Origin of the sequence: Pseudanabaena biceps PCC 7429 (assembly GCF_000332215.1) — a bacterium.
In the GTDB taxonomy this organism is placed as follows: Bacteria; Cyanobacteriota; Cyanobacteriia; order Pseudanabaenales; family Pseudanabaenaceae; genus Pseudanabaena; species Pseudanabaena biceps.
On sequence record NZ_ALWB01000011.1, the window covers coordinates 15,768 to 32,315 of the forward strand.

At 44.0% G+C, this 16,548-nt stretch carries 10 protein-coding genes; 5 read left to right on the forward strand and 5 right to left on the reverse strand.

The annotated features are described in order from the left end of the window. Window positions 1-197: 197 nt before the first annotated feature. The 4 genes from PSE7429_RS02415 to PSE7429_RS02430 form a co-directional block, all read right to left on the reverse strand. A complete protein-coding gene (locus PSE7429_RS02415) occupies window positions 198-2,711 on the reverse strand; it encodes a glycoside hydrolase family 15 protein (protein WP_009625455.1) in 2,514 nt (837 codons plus the stop codon). A gap of 309 nt (window positions 2,712-3,020) precedes the next feature. Continuing rightward, complete coding sequence (locus PSE7429_RS02420; protein ID WP_009625456.1) at window positions 3,021-4,337, reverse strand: CO2 hydration protein; 1,317 nt, start codon at window positions 4,335-4,337, stop codon at window positions 3,021-3,023. A gap of 211 nt (window positions 4,338-4,548) precedes the next feature. Then, on the reverse strand, window positions 4,549-6,081 hold the full coding sequence (locus PSE7429_RS02425; protein ID WP_009625457.1) for an NADH-quinone oxidoreductase subunit M: 1,533 nt from the start codon (window positions 6,079-6,081) through the stop codon (window positions 4,549-4,551). A gap of 29 nt (window positions 6,082-6,110) precedes the next feature. Continuing rightward, a complete protein-coding gene (locus PSE7429_RS02430) occupies window positions 6,111-7,946 on the reverse strand; it encodes an NAD(P)H-quinone oxidoreductase subunit F (protein ID WP_009625458.1) in 1,836 nt (611 codons plus the stop codon). Window positions 7,947-8,503: 557 nt separating this feature from the next. Between PSE7429_RS02430 and PSE7429_RS02435 the strand changes: the two genes are divergently transcribed. The 4 genes from PSE7429_RS02435 to PSE7429_RS02450 all read left to right on the forward strand — a co-directional run bounded on the left by PSE7429_RS02435 (window position 8,504) and on the right by PSE7429_RS02450 (window position 14,266). Then, entirely contained in the window at window positions 8,504-9,499 is a 996-nt protein-coding gene (locus PSE7429_RS02435; protein ID WP_009625459.1) for a Light dependent period protein LdpA domain-containing protein, read from the forward strand. 238 nt (window positions 9,500-9,737) lie between these two features. Then, window positions 9,738-11,513 carry a R3H domain-containing nucleic acid-binding protein gene (locus PSE7429_RS02440; RefSeq protein ID WP_009625460.1) on the forward strand — a complete coding sequence of 592 codons (1,776 nt, stop codon included), beginning with the start codon at window positions 9,738-9,740 and terminating at the stop codon, window positions 11,511-11,513. 224 nt (window positions 11,514-11,737) lie between these two features. Then, window positions 11,738-13,255, forward strand: coding sequence for a response regulator transcription factor (locus tag PSE7429_RS02445; RefSeq protein ID WP_009625461.1), 1,518 nt, complete (start codon window positions 11,738-11,740; stop codon window positions 13,253-13,255). 267 nt (window positions 13,256-13,522) lie between these two features. Continuing rightward, the gene (locus PSE7429_RS02450; protein WP_009625462.1) at window positions 13,523-14,266 is read left to right on the forward strand and encodes a phycocyanobilin:ferredoxin oxidoreductase; all 744 of its coding nucleotides are present in this window, start codon (window positions 13,523-13,525) and stop codon (window positions 14,264-14,266) included. A gap of 776 nt (window positions 14,267-15,042) precedes the next feature. On the opposite strand, the gene PSE7429_RS02455 is transcribed toward PSE7429_RS02450, so the two are convergent. Beyond that, window positions 15,043-15,315 (reverse strand): hypothetical protein, encoded by a 273-nt coding sequence (locus PSE7429_RS02455; protein WP_009625463.1) that lies wholly within the window; start codon window positions 15,313-15,315, stop codon window positions 15,043-15,045. Between the two features lie 148 nt (window positions 15,316-15,463). Here PSE7429_RS02455 and queA point away from each other — a divergent pair, with 148 nt between their 5' ends. Further along, a complete protein-coding gene (gene queA, locus PSE7429_RS02460) occupies window positions 15,464-16,519 on the forward strand; it encodes a tRNA preQ1(34) S-adenosylmethionine ribosyltransferase-isomerase QueA (RefSeq protein ID WP_009625464.1) in 1,056 nt (351 codons plus the stop codon). Window positions 16,520-16,548 lie beyond the last annotated feature (29 nt).

The following is a 16,548-nucleotide window of genomic DNA, read 5'->3' on the forward strand; positions in this document are numbered from 1 at the left end:
AAGTTAGAGAGGAGCTTCAAATTTCTCTCCTTAGGTTTTATATACTAATATCCTTGGCGACAGCTATAAAATCAGTCAGAAAGATTCAATAATTGTTAAGTAGCTAGGCATAAGTAAACTTAAAACCTAGAAGAGCGTACCGCCCGCTTAGCGGGCGGTACGCTCTCTGGTTTTGGTTTTTAATTATGCTTAACTGCTTAACTAAAGGTATCGCTAAGCGTAGTATTTCCACTGGATGGAGTGGTAAAAGTATGATTCTGTCCGCTTTGCCAAACCGTATTTCCTTGGGAATCCAGCTTAACAAACTTATATTCAAAAGCAGTCGAAGCAGGTAAAGAAACCGTCACACTCCAAATGGGATAATTTGAAGAAGAAAGCTTAATTCCTGAAGATGGCTCCCAATTACTCAATAATGGACTATTACCCACGAGATAAATATTCTCACCTAGATTAGTATTAGCATTAACATTAAAGGTCACATTAGTTTGAGCCTTATCGCAAGCATAGCGCTGACAAACTACATTAGGAGCATCTCCTTTGCCTTCGTTCATCGCTACCACCAAATTAATATACTCACCCATCGCCCAACTGAGAGGACGCATAGACCGAGTAGCCGTACCAACTTGATAATTAGATGGTGTTGTTGTGTTCCAACCTGTGATGTCCACGTCCTGATTCCAAATCTGTTCTGGAATGAATCCAGCCTCAGATGAAAAGGCTTTGAGTGCTTGGTCATAACTTTTTCCGACAGAACCATCACCCGACTTCGCAATTTCATAAATACCACGCTCAGCAGTAAATATGGGCCAAAGACGACCGCGAGTCAAACGATCCTGATTACTATTCTTATCGTTAAACACATCGCCACTATTTGTCTCTCCATAACCATCAAAGTTATAACGGAACCAAGCATCACCTTTATTTGATAGAGTTTGTTTGAGAATAGCATCGTATTCAGGAATAGTTTCGAGAATTGTCCAATCGTTCGGACTCATAGTTCCCATACGCACTAATTCAAGAAATCCACCATCAATAACATCACGCTGATCATGCTTACCACCACCATTACCAAAAGTAAGCTGATCGCCATCGTTAGGATTTTTGTTGTCTGTAAGGCGCACATAATACTTCTTATTACCAAAAGATCCATTGGTCGTAAATGTCCAGTTAGCAACATTATTACGCCATCCATCGGCTATTTTGAGATAATACTTAGCAGCCTCTGGATCGTTTGCTTTAGTAGCTAAATCAGCCGCAGTTACTAAACCAGCAATCTCAGCAGCAATTGTGGAAGGAGAATATCCTGCCATTTCTTCCCATCGTTCTTGTCCAGTATAAGGACCATTGTGAGCCAAGAATTCGGCTGCCAACTTGATTTTTGACCAAAGATCAGTACGGTTGAGCTTCCAAGCCAAGATAATGGGCATGGCAGTTTCATCCATCTGACTACCATTCCACCAAATTTTGCCACTTACAAAGGTGTTTTGAGGAAATCTTCCAGCACGAGCATAGGGATTATCGCTATTGGTGGTTTGCATTTGCACGTTGAATAGATAATCTACGGCTTGATTAGCAGATGCTGTATCACCTGCCGCAATCAACGAGCTAGCAAATTTGAATAAATCCCGCGACCAAACCAGATGATATCCACCTTGATTAGCATCGCCATTTCCCTCGCCCCATGGTGTTCCTAGCCCAGCAATCATCGCTCCATTACTCTTGTCTTGGATCGTCTTGAGAGTCATAGCTGCAAGATAGTACTGATCGTCTGCTCGACCACCTTGATTCTTCAACCCTTGAGTATAGGTGAGCCAACCCTGAGTATAGGCGATCTCAGATTTCCCTAAATCACTCGTCAGAGTGGCATTAGCAACATTCATCGCATCAGTTTCACTACTACCAAAACCTAGTACGACATCAAAGGAAATGCTACTGGCATTACTATTACTAAAATCAACCCAACCCATTTGGGCAACGTTACCTTGATATGCGCCATCATATTGCCAACTCATGGTCTTATCATTGCTACCACCAAAAAGATCCGTATATCCATCAGTTGTACCAACGAACCCATTAGATACCATTGCCACACCATTAACAGACTTCCAAGGTAAGGAAATACCTAATGCCGAAGCTGTTGAGTTAGGCTGAGAGGCAGCTAAAAAAGTACGCCCGTTAGCTGAAAGAGTTCTTGAGTTATCAGGTCCCGTTGAGGGATTGATATTACAGGCTAACGGTTGATTGGAAGGGGTACCACTGCCACTGTTATTAATAGCAGGGTTATTCAGAAGATAGACATTGTAGTCTTTAACAGTTTTTCCAGCCTCCAAGGTCTCGAAGGTAACACGTTGAATAACGGTTGGGCGATCGGGATCGGTAAAGAACTTTTTCGTAATCTTCCATCGTTTATCGTCGTCGGTCGTGACTGCCTGCCATACCATCGATCGCTTATTAACTTGGGTAATTTGATGTTGCTTTTGCTTGCGTTCTTCATCTCCCCAAGTTTTCGCTGCATCGGTGATCAGGAATTGGAGATCGACATTCTGCACTGTATCTACAGTTGGATAAAAAACCTCCGTCAGAATACCCTCCCCACCAGTGAAATAAACATTGGATGTTTTACTTAAGGAAGTGCCTAGAAAATCCTTAGCTGAGGGAGCCCAAATAGAGGAAACTCCAGGAGCACAGGGGGAATTAGCCGCATTAGCCATACCCGTTCCTAAGAAAAGGAAAGAGCATAGACAGATAAAACTAGCTAGTAGCCAGTATTTCATTTTCGGTTTGCTATTCATAAGTCACATTACTAATTGATAAATTTGATGTGAATACCTGATCGAAACTACAGGGCAAAGCGCTGAAAACGCGGCATCACAGGGAGAATCAAAGTTGGAATTGCTGCGCCAAGGGCTTTAATACCAATTCACGAAAGTGTGACAACACTTTTGTGAATTAAAAACCAAACCCAGTAAGGGTTTTCAGAGATCAAAATGGCGTAGCCATTTTGATTTTTGGTATAACAATTATCGATAATCCTGACTTTGGATCGCGTTGATTCTGGCTGCTTGATCCATTCCATATTTAGGATTGCAAAAACGATTTAGTTGTCCTTCAAAATAATGACGATTGGCTAAGAGGTGTTTGGGGTTAGGATCGTCTAGAGGATAGAGAAAAGCGGCTCGACCTGCCTGAATTACTGCTGAGGTGACATTGTACATCGATCGCTGAAAACTCACCGCCAATTGAATCAACATATCGTCTTCGCCCCGACAATATTGTTTGTAATAGTCCACTAGATATTGGGGGAGGAAGTGGTACATATCTTGGTGTAGTAGCGTGGGGGGAATGCCTGCGGAACCTACGGGAAATTTATCCGCATACAAGATACCGAAGTGGAAGTCCTGCTGATCGGTAGGAATTTCATGGGCTTGGGCATTGTAGGATTTAGTGCCTCGGAAAGGTGAAGTGCGATAAAACACGGCTTCGACATAGGGGAAAGCTGCCTCATAGAGCCAAGTAAAACCCTTAGATTTGGGAACGATATCTAACCATTCACCACCGATGTTTACGCGGTGATAGATGGGGCGACCTGCGATCGCAAAAATACCATTTACTAGGAAATCCATCGCATCGGGAACGCCCTTAAACCCGCCTTCATCGTAGATATCAGACATCTCGAAAAAGACGGGAGCCATAATTTCCCAAAATAGCCCAAGGACTGATGTCATTGTGGATTGACGACATTGCTCCATGAACATTTCAGGGAAAAGCTTGTATAGTCCCAGCATGACGGGATTATTTTTAAAGAAGGCTTTAATGGCGCGATCGGCATTCTGGCGATATTCCTCTGAATCCATATAGGGCTCTAGCTCGCCGCCCATACCACGATGCCAGAGCATGGCGCGCATACATTCTTCGGCAAACTCCATGTTGATGCGATCGTGGTAGAGATGGTGAAATAGCTTCGGAATTTTTGCCTTTAGTTCGCCCCTACTCATAAATTCTAGTAGTTCGGGATGGGCTGTGGCTTCACCACGCCAGAATTTGAGATCGGCATTGTCGCCTGCATAGTGATTTGGCAGATCGAGATATTCTTGGGTTGGGAAGTATTTGAAGGCGGGAAGGGGGTCTAAAAATACTTGCTCAGCTATGTACAGTAAGTCTCGCCAATAGAAGTCCATTGGTACGGCATAGGCTTTGTAAAGTCCGATAATCTGCATGAGATTTTCGGGCGTATCGGGAAGCATTGAGCCACCTGCTTCTAGGCGATGGATGATCTCAGCGAGCGGATGGTTGGAAGGCGGTAGTTTCGTAGTGGGTTCGAGTAAGGTGCTGGTCATAATTTTTCCCTATTTTTTTCTTAATATTAAGCATTTAAATTAAGCATTTAAATTAAGCATTTAAATTCAGTAGTTAAGTAGCTGGACATAATTAAAACCCAGAGTCAAAAGCTGTATCCTATGCTGTGCGTGCACTACAGCTTTTGGGGCTTTATATTTAATTGCATCAAGATACTTAAAGATAAATAAACTTCAAAGTTCTTTTGGTGCTTTAGTCTTTCCGAAAAGCTAAAAATATTTGCTCGTAGAGGGATGACTTGAGATTTGCACTAGCGACAACCGCTGTTTCGGGAACTCTGGCGATGATTTGGATGGCACTTACTTCGCTCCAGCGTACTAACCATGATGGCTGAACTCCCAGAATGACAATTAAGGCGGTAAGAATTAGAGCTGGTAATTGTTCTAGTCCACTCACCTTAGGATAGTAAGCCGTATGATTGTCTAACTTGCCGAAACAGGTGCGATTAAGCAAAATTACGAAATATACGGCGGTAAGTCCCGTGCCGATGATCGAAAAGAGTGTGGGAATAGGGAATTTACTAAAGCTACCTTGGAAAATTAGGAATTCGGAAATGAATCCTACCAGTCCCGGAATACCCGCACTTGCCATACCTCCAAGGATTAACAAGGCGCTAGTTGAAGGCAAGCCTCTCAAGGGGTTTAACAATCCATTTAAAACATCTAAATCCCTTGTACCGACTTTTTCTTCGATCACACCGACGAGATAGAAAAGTAGTGCTAGCACTAGACCATGACTGACCATTTGAATGATGCCGCCAACCATACTTAAGGGAGTAGCTGCTGCTGCTGCCAAAAGAATATAGCTCATGTGACCGATGGAACTGTAGGCAACCATTCTCTTGATATCCTTTTGGGCGATCGCGGTCATGGCTCCGTACAGAATACCTAACCCAGCCCATAGCGCGATCCAAGGCGAGAGCAAAGCCCAAGCTTCAGGAAATAGTCCGACACAGAACCGAAACAAACCATAGGTTCCTAGCTTGGCGACGATACCACCCAGCATCATCACGGTTGGTGTTGTCGATTCGACATAGGCATCGGGTAACCAAGTATGGAAGGGGACAAAGGGGGCTTTGATCGTAAAGCCCAGTAGTAACACAACGAGGAGGGTAACTTGAATTTCAATGGGTAAGCTGAGCTCCTGTAAGGTCGTGTAGTCGAAAATTGGAGTAGGACTGGCGGAGAGCCAACCCAGAGCCAAAAATCCTACTAAAACCAGAATTCCTGAAATAGCAGTGAAGATTAAGAACTTCATTGCGGCATAGCTGCGCTGTGTCCCGCCCCAGACCGCAATAACTAGATAAAGAGGTATTAACTCAATTTCATAGAAGAGAACGAATAGTAGGGTGTTGGTGGAGAGGATTGCGCCGCTTACTCCCGCATGAATTAAGAGCATTAAGACATGGAAGAGGGTATTCCTTTCTTTGATTTCCCGATCGCAAAAACAGACGATCAACCAAGTGAGCAATCCATTTAGAACTACGAGGGGCAGCGATAGTCCGTCAATGCCAAGGCTGTAGTTTAATCCGAGGTTTTCGAGCCAAGGTAAATTTTCAGAAAATTGGAAGTTAGAAATCTTGATATCAAATTTATAAAGTAGAAGAAAATCAAGAATGAGAATGGCGGTGGCGACGATCGCGGAGCCTTTTTTGACTTGATTTTGCGGTAGGAAAGCGATCGCTAAAGCCCCGATGACTGGCAACCAGATTAAAGCACTGAGCATAGTTTGATTCCTAATTTAGAGATCTAGTTTTAGAGAGTGCGATTGAATAGTAATAAAAGTAGAACTCCAATGCCGACTACGATTGTCAGGGTATAGAGTTGTAATTGCCCAAAGGTGCTGTAGCGAAGATTCTGACCGCTAAATAGGGTTGCCAAACCAAAGAAATTACCGACACCATCGACAAAGAAGCGATCGAACCAGTACATTTTCTGAGATATGCCATCGACTAATCCCACAATCGTGACTTTATAGAGTTTGGGGGTATAGAAATCGTTGGCTAAGAAGTTTTGCAAACCTTTCCATCCCAGTTGAATTGGCTTGGCAATGCCATCATTGAGATAGAGATATGCTCCTGTGGTTAGCCCTGCTATGTTTGCGCCTAATAACAGAAGGGCATCGGGACTGGTAACGATTGACCAGTCAGTAATGATTGCCAAAGAACTAAGAACCTGAGGGGTATGGAGTACAAAACCCGCTAGTAATGTCATTGGTAGGACAATTAGCCATAGAGGTTCGACGGATCTTTCGGTCATCTGTTTGGGTTTCCCGCCCCAAATTAGTCCGAATACACGTATTAAGCTCAAAGCCATCAAGCCATTAATTAGCAATATTAGTTCCGCTAAAGCAGGGTAGCTCTGCCATAGGTGCGAAATTAAATCGAGCATGGCCCAGAATCCGCCAAGGGGAGGACAGCCGATCAAGCCGATCGCTCCAACTAAAAAGCACAATCCTGAAATCGGACGACGCTGCCATAATCCGCCCATTTGGGTGAGATCTTGGGTGATATTGTTGGAAATAATGCTGCCTACTGACATTAGTAATAGGGCGATCGCTAAGGCATGGGACAACATCAAGAGATAGGCACTATGGATTTCTCCAGTCCCAACCGCAATAAAGATTAGTCCCATGAAGGCGCTGGTCAAGTAGGAGAGCGATCGCTTTACATCAATTTGGGCGATCGAGATTAATACCGTTCCTAAGGCTGTCGCCGCACCAACGGCGATCACTACCTGTTGGGTAAGAGGGGATAGAGCCAAGAGAGGGTAGAGCTTTACTAGAACCCAAGCTCCTGTCGCAACGATCACGGAGTTACGCAAAATCGTACTGGGTAGGGGTCCTTCCATCGCCTCATCTAGCCAGAGATGCAATGGGAATTGAGCGCATTTGCCCATAGGACCTACCATGAGGGCTAGGGTTACTAGGGTAATCGCGAGTGGATCAACGTTTGCCTTGCTAGCCCATTGGGTGAGTTCACTAAAGTTCCAAGTGCCAGTTAGGGGTAATAAGCCTACTACGCCCATTAATAGAATTAGGTCGCCTACCCGTTTGGTTAAGAAAGCATCCCTTGCACCTGTGACGACAAGAGACTGGTTGTACCAAATCCCTACGAGAAGGTAAGTACCTAAGGTGAGAACTTCAAGAATAACGTAACTAAAAAAGAGGGAGTCGCATAGAACTAAGGAACACATGCCAGCTTCAAAAAGTGCTAGCAAGGCAAAAAATCTGCCCCAGCCCCAATCCATTTCCATATAGCCTACGGCGTAAATTTCGGCGAGAAGGCTTAACCCTGTGATTAAGACGATCGCGCCAACGTTAATTGCCGAAATCTGTAAATCAAGGTTGAAGTGCAATCCCCCCACAGTTAACCAAGGAAAGGACAACGAGTATTCTGGCTGTCCCCAAGCTACGGTCAATGCGGCGATTGCATGAATCAGGGAGACAAAGGTCATCAGGATATTGATGTAGCCTGCTGGTCTTGGCCCTGTTTTGCGGGTAATACTAGGAAACCAGACGATCGATAGCATTGCACCTACTAAGGAGTAGCAGGGAATTAGCCAGATCGTGTCCAGCCAGTTATTTATCATATAAACTCTATTGACTTATAGAAAATCATAATTAATTGTCTATGATTATTGCAAAGATATATCTAAATGAAAATAGGTTGATATATTGCTTTTTATCTATGGTTACGATTACTAAAGACTATTAATGTCACCCACTCCCTTCCCCGCCGAGGATTGGTGGGGTGGGTAAAGTTCCCTTATCCCTAATTCTTGGCTTTGAGCGGTTTATGTCCTATAGCTATTTTTGATCAAAAAAACCACAAGGAAATTTTTGAAAGCGTTGCGAAGCAACGCTTCCAAAAATTTCCTTGGTTTGGGTTTGAGCGCAAAGTGCTCTTAAGATGGCGAGGCGAGGTCAATTAAGTGAATTGTTGAGTGAATTATTGGGTGAATTATTGGGTGAATTGGCGATCGCGTCTTAACCTCTCTGAGGTTACAATCGATAACATCCCTAGCTATGAGGTTTTTCAGCGCTTAAATTACTGAGAGTTAATTGGGGCTTTGAGTTAGCTTGCTTCAAGCTATATTTGCCAAGCTACATTTGCTTTGAGCTACTTTGAGTAGATAGCGTTGAAATTATGGAACTTGCAACTCTTCGATCGCACCAGTGGTTTAAACTCATCTGTGGTGCTAGTTATCAGGATTTACCTGCCATTCGCAATTTGGCTCTGATCTACACCCTCGCAGGCGCAGATTGTATAGATATGGCTCCCGAGCCTGCCACGATTCGGGCTGCACGGGAGGGCGTAGCGGTGGCATTAGAGTTAGACCTACAGGCGATCGCTCCTTTAATAATGGTTAGCTTCAACGATGGAGAAGACCCCCATTTTCGGAAAGCGGTCTTTGATCCTCAGTTATGTCCGCACGACTGCCCAAGACCTTGCGAAAAGGTATGCCCCACCACAGCAATCAAGTTTAGTAATGATTACAATGGGATCATGCCAAATCTTTGTTATGGGTGCGGTCGTTGTCTACCCCTATGTCCAGTGAAGATAATCCATACTCGCGAACAGGTCTATGTCCCTGAAGATATCTTTGATGAAGTACTTAATCAGTCCATTAATGCGATCGAAATTCATACTCAGCCCCATCGCACTCAAGAATTTGCCTCATTTTGGCGGCGATTAAGTCCGATTATCCCTCAACTCAAGCTGGTGGCAGTTAGTTTCCCAGACTGTGATGATTTGCGTGAATATCTCATGTCTTTACTAAGGGTGATGCAGCCCCAGCCGCGATCGCTGATCTGGCAAACCGATGGTAGACCCATGAGTGGTGATATCGGTGATGGGGCTACCCGAGCTGCCTTGCAATTAGGACAAAAAGTTTTGGATTTTCAGTTACCCATTGGTTTTGTGCAATTGGCTGGTGGTACAAATGCAAGTACTGTTCCGAAGCTACGCCAAGCTGATATTCCCGTGGCTGGAGTTGCCTACGGTAGCTATGCTCGCAAGATTGTAATGAATTTTCTTGAAGGTTTGGAGGAGCCTATCCCCGATCGCCTTGAAGATCGCCCCGATTTGCTCAGACAAGCTGTGGCGATCGCCCGCAATCTAGTTTCACAAATCAAATCTTGAAAGTCAAACTTGAAATTCAAACCTGAACTTCAAACTTAAAATCCAATTCTAAAATCCCATCTTAAAAAGTCTTAATAACTATGCACGACAACGAAATTAAACAACTAGGCAAAAACTAGGCAAAAACTAGGCAGAGATGAACATTTCGTCGCCCATCTTGTCCCGCATCTTTTAATTGTTAAACATTAATTGTTAAACATTAATTTTAAAAAATTAACCATAAAAAACTAAAAGCCTAATGGAATCAATCCGCAAGCAAGTTACAGATAATCTCGATCAACTTCTCGATATTTTGCCACCGCGTATCAAAAATAGCCTCGAACTATGTGGTGGTTTAGAACAACTTGTCGAAATTGTGATGGACTTAGGTAGGTTGCCCGAAGCCCGTTATTTTGACACGACTAAATACTTAACCGATGATCCGATTACCAAAGAGGATTTGGCGATCTGTGTCCAGCAAGTTGGCGAATTTGGAGGCGATAATCGGGCAGGAATCGAGCGCACCCTACACCGTATCAGTGCCATTCGCAACCGCAAAGGCGAAATTATCGGATTAACCTGTCGCGTTGGCAGAGCCGTCTACGGTACGATCGCCATGATTCGCGACTTGGTAGAAACAGGTAAATCAATTTTGCTCTTGGGTAAGCCTGGAATGGGCAAAACTACTGCCCTGCGCGAAATTGCCCGCGTCCTTGCCGACGATCTCAATAAGCGGGTTGTGATTATCGATTCTTCCAATGAGATTGCGGGCGATGGGGATATTCCTCACCCTGCGATCGGTCGGGCGCGAAGAATGCAGGTCTCTCAACCCGAACTGCAACACCAAGTTATGATCGAGGCTGTGGAAAATCACATGCCTGAAGTCATTGTGATTGATGAAATTGGTACAGAGTTAGAAGCCCTTGCCGCTAGAACGATCGCCGAACGAGGAGTGCAACTGGTTGGCACAGCCCACGGCAATCAATTGGCTAATCTCATTAAAAATCCTACCCTCTCCGATCTGATCGGTGGCATTCAGTCCGTTACCCTCGGTGACGAAGAAATGCGCCGCAGGGGCTTGCCCCAAAAAAGCATCCTCGAACGCAAGGCTCAGCCTACCTTTGATATTGCCGTAGAAATGTGGGAACGCTACCGCTGGGCAGTCCATACCGATGTCGCAGGTACGATCGATATGCTCCTGCGCGATCGCGATCCTGGTCGTCAAATTCGGGCAGTCAGCGATGCGGGTGAAGTTACGACCACGGAGGAGAAGCCTAAAAATCCTGAAGTGATGCGCAATCCTGCGGTCAAGGGTTGGCGGGCGACGGGCAAAATCAAACCCTTGCCCATCGATCCACAGGTGCAAATGCGTTCCGAGGTTGCCGATCTGACGAGTAAGATTGATCGCAATATCGATCGCAATATCGATCGCATTGATCGCAATACGGTAGCCGAACTAAATGAATCCATTGTTGAGGAAGAGGAAGAATTTGGCGATCTTGCCTCTTACGATACGATGCGGGAGCGGTTTGGCACTCTCAATGTTTATCTCTACGGAGTTAGCCGCCATCAAACCGAGCAGGTAGTGCAATCGATCAATTTGCCGATTGAAATTACCAAAGATCTTGATGAAGCTGATATTGTGCTTGCCCTGCGATCGCAGATTCGGACTAGCTCGAAAGTACGTCAAGTTGCCGAAGCAAGGCAAATTCCCATTCACGCGATCAAAACCAGTACCCTTCCGCAAATTACCCGTGCTTTGAGACGCATTTTACATATTGACGAAAGCCCAACCGATACGATTAGCGATCTGAATATGTTTGCCTATGGGGACTCTGAGGATGAAATCGAAGCCCTCGAAGAAACCCGTCTTGCCGTCGAACAGATTGTGATTCCCAAAGGTCAACCCGTGGAGTTGCTGCCCCGTTCGTCAATTATTCGGCGGATGCAACACGAGCTAGTCGAGCATTACCAATTGCGATCGGAAAGCTACGGCTCTGAACCCAACAGACGTTTGCGTATTTTTCCGAACTGACCTCAGTGAATTATAACTATATTCATTTACAGCAATTATCGCTCAAACCCAATAGAGAGTTGCGGCGCGAAGCTCCGCAACTCTCTATTGGGTTTGATGTCCTGACTTACCCAGTAATGTTTTGCGATTCCAAAAGTGGCAACGCCATTTTTGGAATTGGTATAACGTGAGTGGCGACAGCTATATGCCCTGATACACTTGGCGATAGCTATAGATAAAAAGTTATGAAGATATTGCTCGTTGAGGATGATGAATTACTAATTGCTGTTTTAACTAAAAGTTTGGCAGAACATCACTATATTGTGGATGTGGTCAAGGATGGCGAGATGGGATGGACCTATGGCTCTACCTTTGATTACGATTTGATTCTCTTAGATATAGTTTTGCCTAAGCTAGATGGTATTCATCTATGTCAACGATTGCGAGCAGAGGGCTATACTACACCAATTCTATTGCTGACCGCGCAAAATGCCAGTACGGCGAAGGTTAGTGGATTAGATGCAGGGGCGGATGATTATGTGGTGAAGCCCTTTGATTTACCTGAGTTAATTGCAAGAATTCGGGCATTATTGCGTCGGAGTAATGCCAGTTCTTTTCCTCTATTAGTTTGGGGAGATTTATTGTTAAATCCGAGTACCTGTGAGGTTTCTTACAATGGTCATCCCTTAACCCTAACTAATAAAGAATATGAGCTGTTGGAGCTATTACTGCGCGATAGCCAGCATTTGCTAAGCGCTGATGAAATTCTCGATCGCCTTTGGTCTTCCGATGAATTTCCTTCAGAGGCAACAGTGCGATCGCATATTCGGCGGTTACGGCATAAATTAGTATCCGTGGGCGCACCCTCGGATTTTATCGCGACCGTGCATGGACGCGGCTATTACCTGAAAGCGCCAGATCCTTTAGTCCAAAAAGATCTACCGACTCCCCCATTGCTTGGCGCTCAAGATTCTAGCAATCACTCGACTCGTCAGGAAATGTATTTGGCATTTTTAAATGAACAGTGGATTAATACTAAACCGAGGAGTTTGGAACAGGTCAAGAACATATTTCAAGTATTGCAGAAATTAAAATCTGGGGAATTAGATCCGCAATTGCAGACCCAAGCGTACCAAATTGCCCATAAATTGACTGGTACGTTAGGAACTTTGGGATTGACGATCGCTATGCAGTCGGCTAGTCAGTTAGAAAATCTGCTCAAAAGTCAAACATTACTCAAAAAAAATCAATTAGAAATATTAGAAGCTTTAGCTATTTCCTTAGAGAATTCCATTCAAAGCATAGACTCAATTTGTAATGCACCTGTGGCAGCGATTTCTGATTTTGCATTTTCGTTACTTGAACAAGATGCTTCGCAAATGGTTATAAAGGTGATGATTGTAGATGATGATATTGACTGCCTGCGATCGCTGCTGAGGTTGCTCAAGCCTTGGGGATTTAAAGTGACAACCTTAGCTGATCCTAAGGATTTTTGGACAGTGTTGCAATCCGTTTTGCCCGATGTTTTAGTCTTAGATGTGAATATGCCACAGGTTAACGGGATTGAAATCTGTCAGGCTCTAAGGAGCAACCTCGACTGGCGGCGCTTACCAGTGCTATTTCTCAGTGTGATGAATGATGCCAATACCCAAAATCTCGCTTTTAGCGTTGGGGCGGATGACTATTTATGTAAACCAGTCGTAGGCGTAGATCTAGTGAACAGGATTCACAATCGACTACAACGAATTAAGGCTTACCAGTAATACCAAAGCTCAAAATGGCTATGCCATTTTGAGCTTTGGTATAATTATCGTGAAGCACCACGTTCAAACCCTTTGATGATTTCTAAGTAGCTAGGCATAAGTAACCTTAAAACCTAGAAGAGCATACCGCCCGCGCAGCGGGCGGTATGCTCTCTAGTTTTGGTTTTTAATTCTGCCTAGCTCCTTACACGCATTTTGCACAAAAAATCAGTCATGGTCAAACAATAAATACTTTTTAAAAATTCATATACATTGAGATAAAATCGCATGACTCAAGCTACACAAGTGTCGCTGCGAGAGCAACAATATCCTTTAATTCATAACTTAGCTGATTGTATTGAAGCTGTCTGGAGAGAAAACTTAGATTTGTCCTCTTATCAAGTGCCCGAAGATTTGGGTTATGTCGAGGGTGCTTTAGAAGGCGAACGTCTAGTCATTGAAAATCACTGCTATAAAACTCCTCAGTTTCGGAAGTTACATTTAGAACTCGCGAGAGTTGGTAATGGTCTAGATATTCTCCACTGTGTGATGTTTCCCAATCCTGAATATGGGATTCCCATTTTTGGAGCCGATTTAGTAGGTGGTCGTGGAAGTATTAGTGCGGCGATCGTTGATTTATCCCCAGTGCATCCCGAACGTGCTTTACCTCGCAGTTATTACAATGCGCTATCTAATTTGCCAGCGCTGCAATTCGAGCAGACCCGTGAGTTACCACAATGGGGCGATATTTTTTCAGATTTTTGTTTGTTTGTGCGTCCCATGGGCGATCGTGAAGAGGCTGATTTCTTAAAAAGAGTGAGGGAATATCTGACCCTGCATTGTCAGCTAGCAGTAGCGACAGAGCCATTAACAACTTCCCTTGAAATCGAGCAAGTTCTAGCTGGGCAGCGTTATTATTGCGAAAAACAACAACAAAATGATAAAACGAGACGCGTTCTCGAAAAGTCCTTTGGCACTGAATGGACAGAACGATACATGACCACAATGCTGTTTGATCTTGCCACTGTTTGATCTTGCTTAAGGGATAGCTAAGTAGCTGGGTACAATTAAATATAAAACCCCAAAAGCTGTAACGCACGCTGCACGTAAATTACGGCTTTTGGGGTTTTGATTTTACCCTAAAGCCCTTGTGGATTAAAATGCTCAGTCTAGTCAAAGGTAGCTGAGGGGAGTCGAAGCTACCTTTAGGTGAGTTCGGGATAATTTGAAACTGGCTTTGAGAAAGGGTTTGCGTAGCAAACCCTTTCTCACAGCCCGTTTCAAATTATCCCGAACTCACGTTTATTAGGTTTGTTTTTCAATTCCCAAAAATGTTGTCACACTTTCGTGAATTGGTATTATAGCTATATTCACTTAAATCAGGACATCAAACCCAATAGAGATTTGCGGCGCAACGCGCCACAAATCCCTATTGGGTTTGATTTTTTCCTAACATTACTGACTATAGCTATACTTAATAAAAAGCAGCGCAATACGCTGCTTTTTATTACTATTTATTAACGATCGCTATATCTGAAAAGAACAAAGAAATACTCGTTTATATCAATGTATTGTCAATAGCTTCCATAAGTCTTTCAGATTGCGTTCGATGCTTCCCTAGAATTACTTTTCAATGTTTCGGAATAGTGTTTCAGAATAGTGTTTCAGAATATTTTTAGCCAATATCCTTGACTGGGGCGATCGATATCAATCAATGACGGATAGATAAATTAACGGTCAAATTAATGATCAAATTAATGCTCAAATTAACGGTCAAGAACAACTACTAGACATTTGCTAGAGATTTGCTAGGCATTTACAGTTTCACGGACGGGAATTACGGTTACTGACTTAACATCTTTACTCTTATCGCGAGTATCGTTAATACTGACAACCGTATAAGTTTTGGTGTTGTCGGCTCGAAATACGTCACCCACGGCAAGGGGCTTGTTGTAGTTCAATGCACCAATAAAGCGTTGGTGAAGATCGGTCATTAAATACTGCATAAACTCCTCGTTCAATATGGAAAGGCTGAGAAACAATTTACGCCCCATACCCAAAGTGTATGTTGCTACTGCCATCTGTATACCACTGTTTTGCCAATTGGTATATAAAATTTCTTATATTTTTTTGTCACTTAGTCACTTTTTGACAAACACTTAGAGGAGTGCTGCATATTTTGCTGCATATTTTTAAGTAGTGCCCATATCCCAAAATGTAACTTCATCTATGACCTCATCGCCTGCTGAACTTGCGCCTGATTTCGCGTTAAGTGCCTATGATTATGAATTGCCAAGCGATCGCATTGCTCAAGATCCAGTTACACCGAGGGATTCATCGCGACTACTGGTGATTGAGCGCGATCGCAATTTGCGACATCATCACTTTTACGATCTGCCAGATTTTTTGCAGGCAGGGGATTTGCTAGTTTTTAATAACACCAAGGTTATTCCCGCTCGAATGTACGGACAGAAGCTATCGGGGGTTCCTGTGGAGATTTTGTTAATGGAGCCAGTAGGTCACAATCGCTGGTTGGCGTTGGTCAAACCAGGGAAGCGATTGCCAGTAGGTAGCACGATCGTTTTTGCTGAGCGGGTCAAAGCGACGGTCGAAGGGATTGAAACCTCGACAAGGGCAAGGGAATTGCAATTTCACATCCCTGAGGATGCTGACCTCGACAAAATTATTGATCAATTAGGTAAGGTTCCTTTGCCTCCCTATGTCACCGATTCCCATACTGATGCAGAGCGCTATCAAACGATCTATGCTGAGGTGTCTGGAGCGATCGCTGCACCAACGGCGGGGTTACATTTTACGGAGTCCCTGTTTCAAACGCTGTCCGATCGCGGTATTGATAAATCCTTTGTGACTTTGCATGTGGGGATTGGTACTTTTCGTCCTGTGGAGACTGAGGACATCACTCAGCATGTGATGCATAACGAGTGGTGTGAAGTGCCAGAGGAAACGATCGCCAAAATCAAGGAAACCAAGGCAAAAGGCGGGCGCGTAATTGGTGTGGGCAGTACGGTGGCGCGATCGCTGGAAAATGCTAATTATGAAGCTTTTCGGGGTAAAACGAATCTCATGATTTATCCAGGTTATGAATGGAAAGTATTAGATGGCATGATCACTAATTTTCATTTGCCCAAGTCCACGTTATTAATGATGGTGGCTTCTTTTTTGGGAGAGTCGGGACGGGAATTTTTAATGTCGGTATACCAAGAAGCGATCGCCAAAGACTATCGTTTTTATTCCTTTGGCGATGCCATGTTAATTCTTCGATAATCCCCAAAGGATTGGCGCACGCGCAGCGT

Bases quoted from the DNA above. Each gene is read 5' to 3' on its own strand.
- PSE7429_RS02415 (WP_009625455.1), bottom strand. From the start codon at position 2,711: ATGGCTAATGCGGCTAATTCCCCCTGTGCTCCTGGAGTTTCCTCTATT.
- PSE7429_RS02425 (WP_009625457.1), bottom strand. From the start codon at position 6,081: ATGCTCAGTGCTTTAATCTGGTTGCCAGTCATCGGGGCTTTAGCGATC.
- PSE7429_RS02435 (WP_009625459.1), top strand. From the start codon at position 8,504: ATGGAACTTGCAACTCTTCGATCGCACCAGTGGTTTAAACTCATCTGT.
- queA (WP_009625464.1), top strand. From the start codon at position 15,464: ATGACCTCATCGCCTGCTGAACTTGCGCCTGATTTCGCGTTAAGTGCC.
- PSE7429_RS02450 (WP_009625462.1), top strand. From the start codon at position 13,523: ATGACTCAAGCTACACAAGTGTCGCTGCGAGAGCAACAATATCCTTTA.
- PSE7429_RS02455 (WP_009625463.1), bottom strand. From the start codon at position 15,315: ATGGCAGTAGCAACATACACTTTGGGTATGGGGCGTAAATTGTTTCTC.
- PSE7429_RS02420 (WP_009625456.1), bottom strand. From the start codon at position 4,337: ATGACCAGCACCTTACTCGAACCCACTACGAAACTACCGCCTTCCAAC.
- PSE7429_RS02445 (WP_009625461.1), top strand. From the start codon at position 11,738: ATGAAGATATTGCTCGTTGAGGATGATGAATTACTAATTGCTGTTTTA.
- PSE7429_RS02440 (WP_009625460.1), top strand. From the start codon at position 9,738: ATGGAATCAATCCGCAAGCAAGTTACAGATAATCTCGATCAACTTCTC.
- PSE7429_RS02430 (WP_009625458.1), bottom strand. From the start codon at position 7,946: ATGATAAATAACTGGCTGGACACGATCTGGCTAATTCCCTGCTACTCC.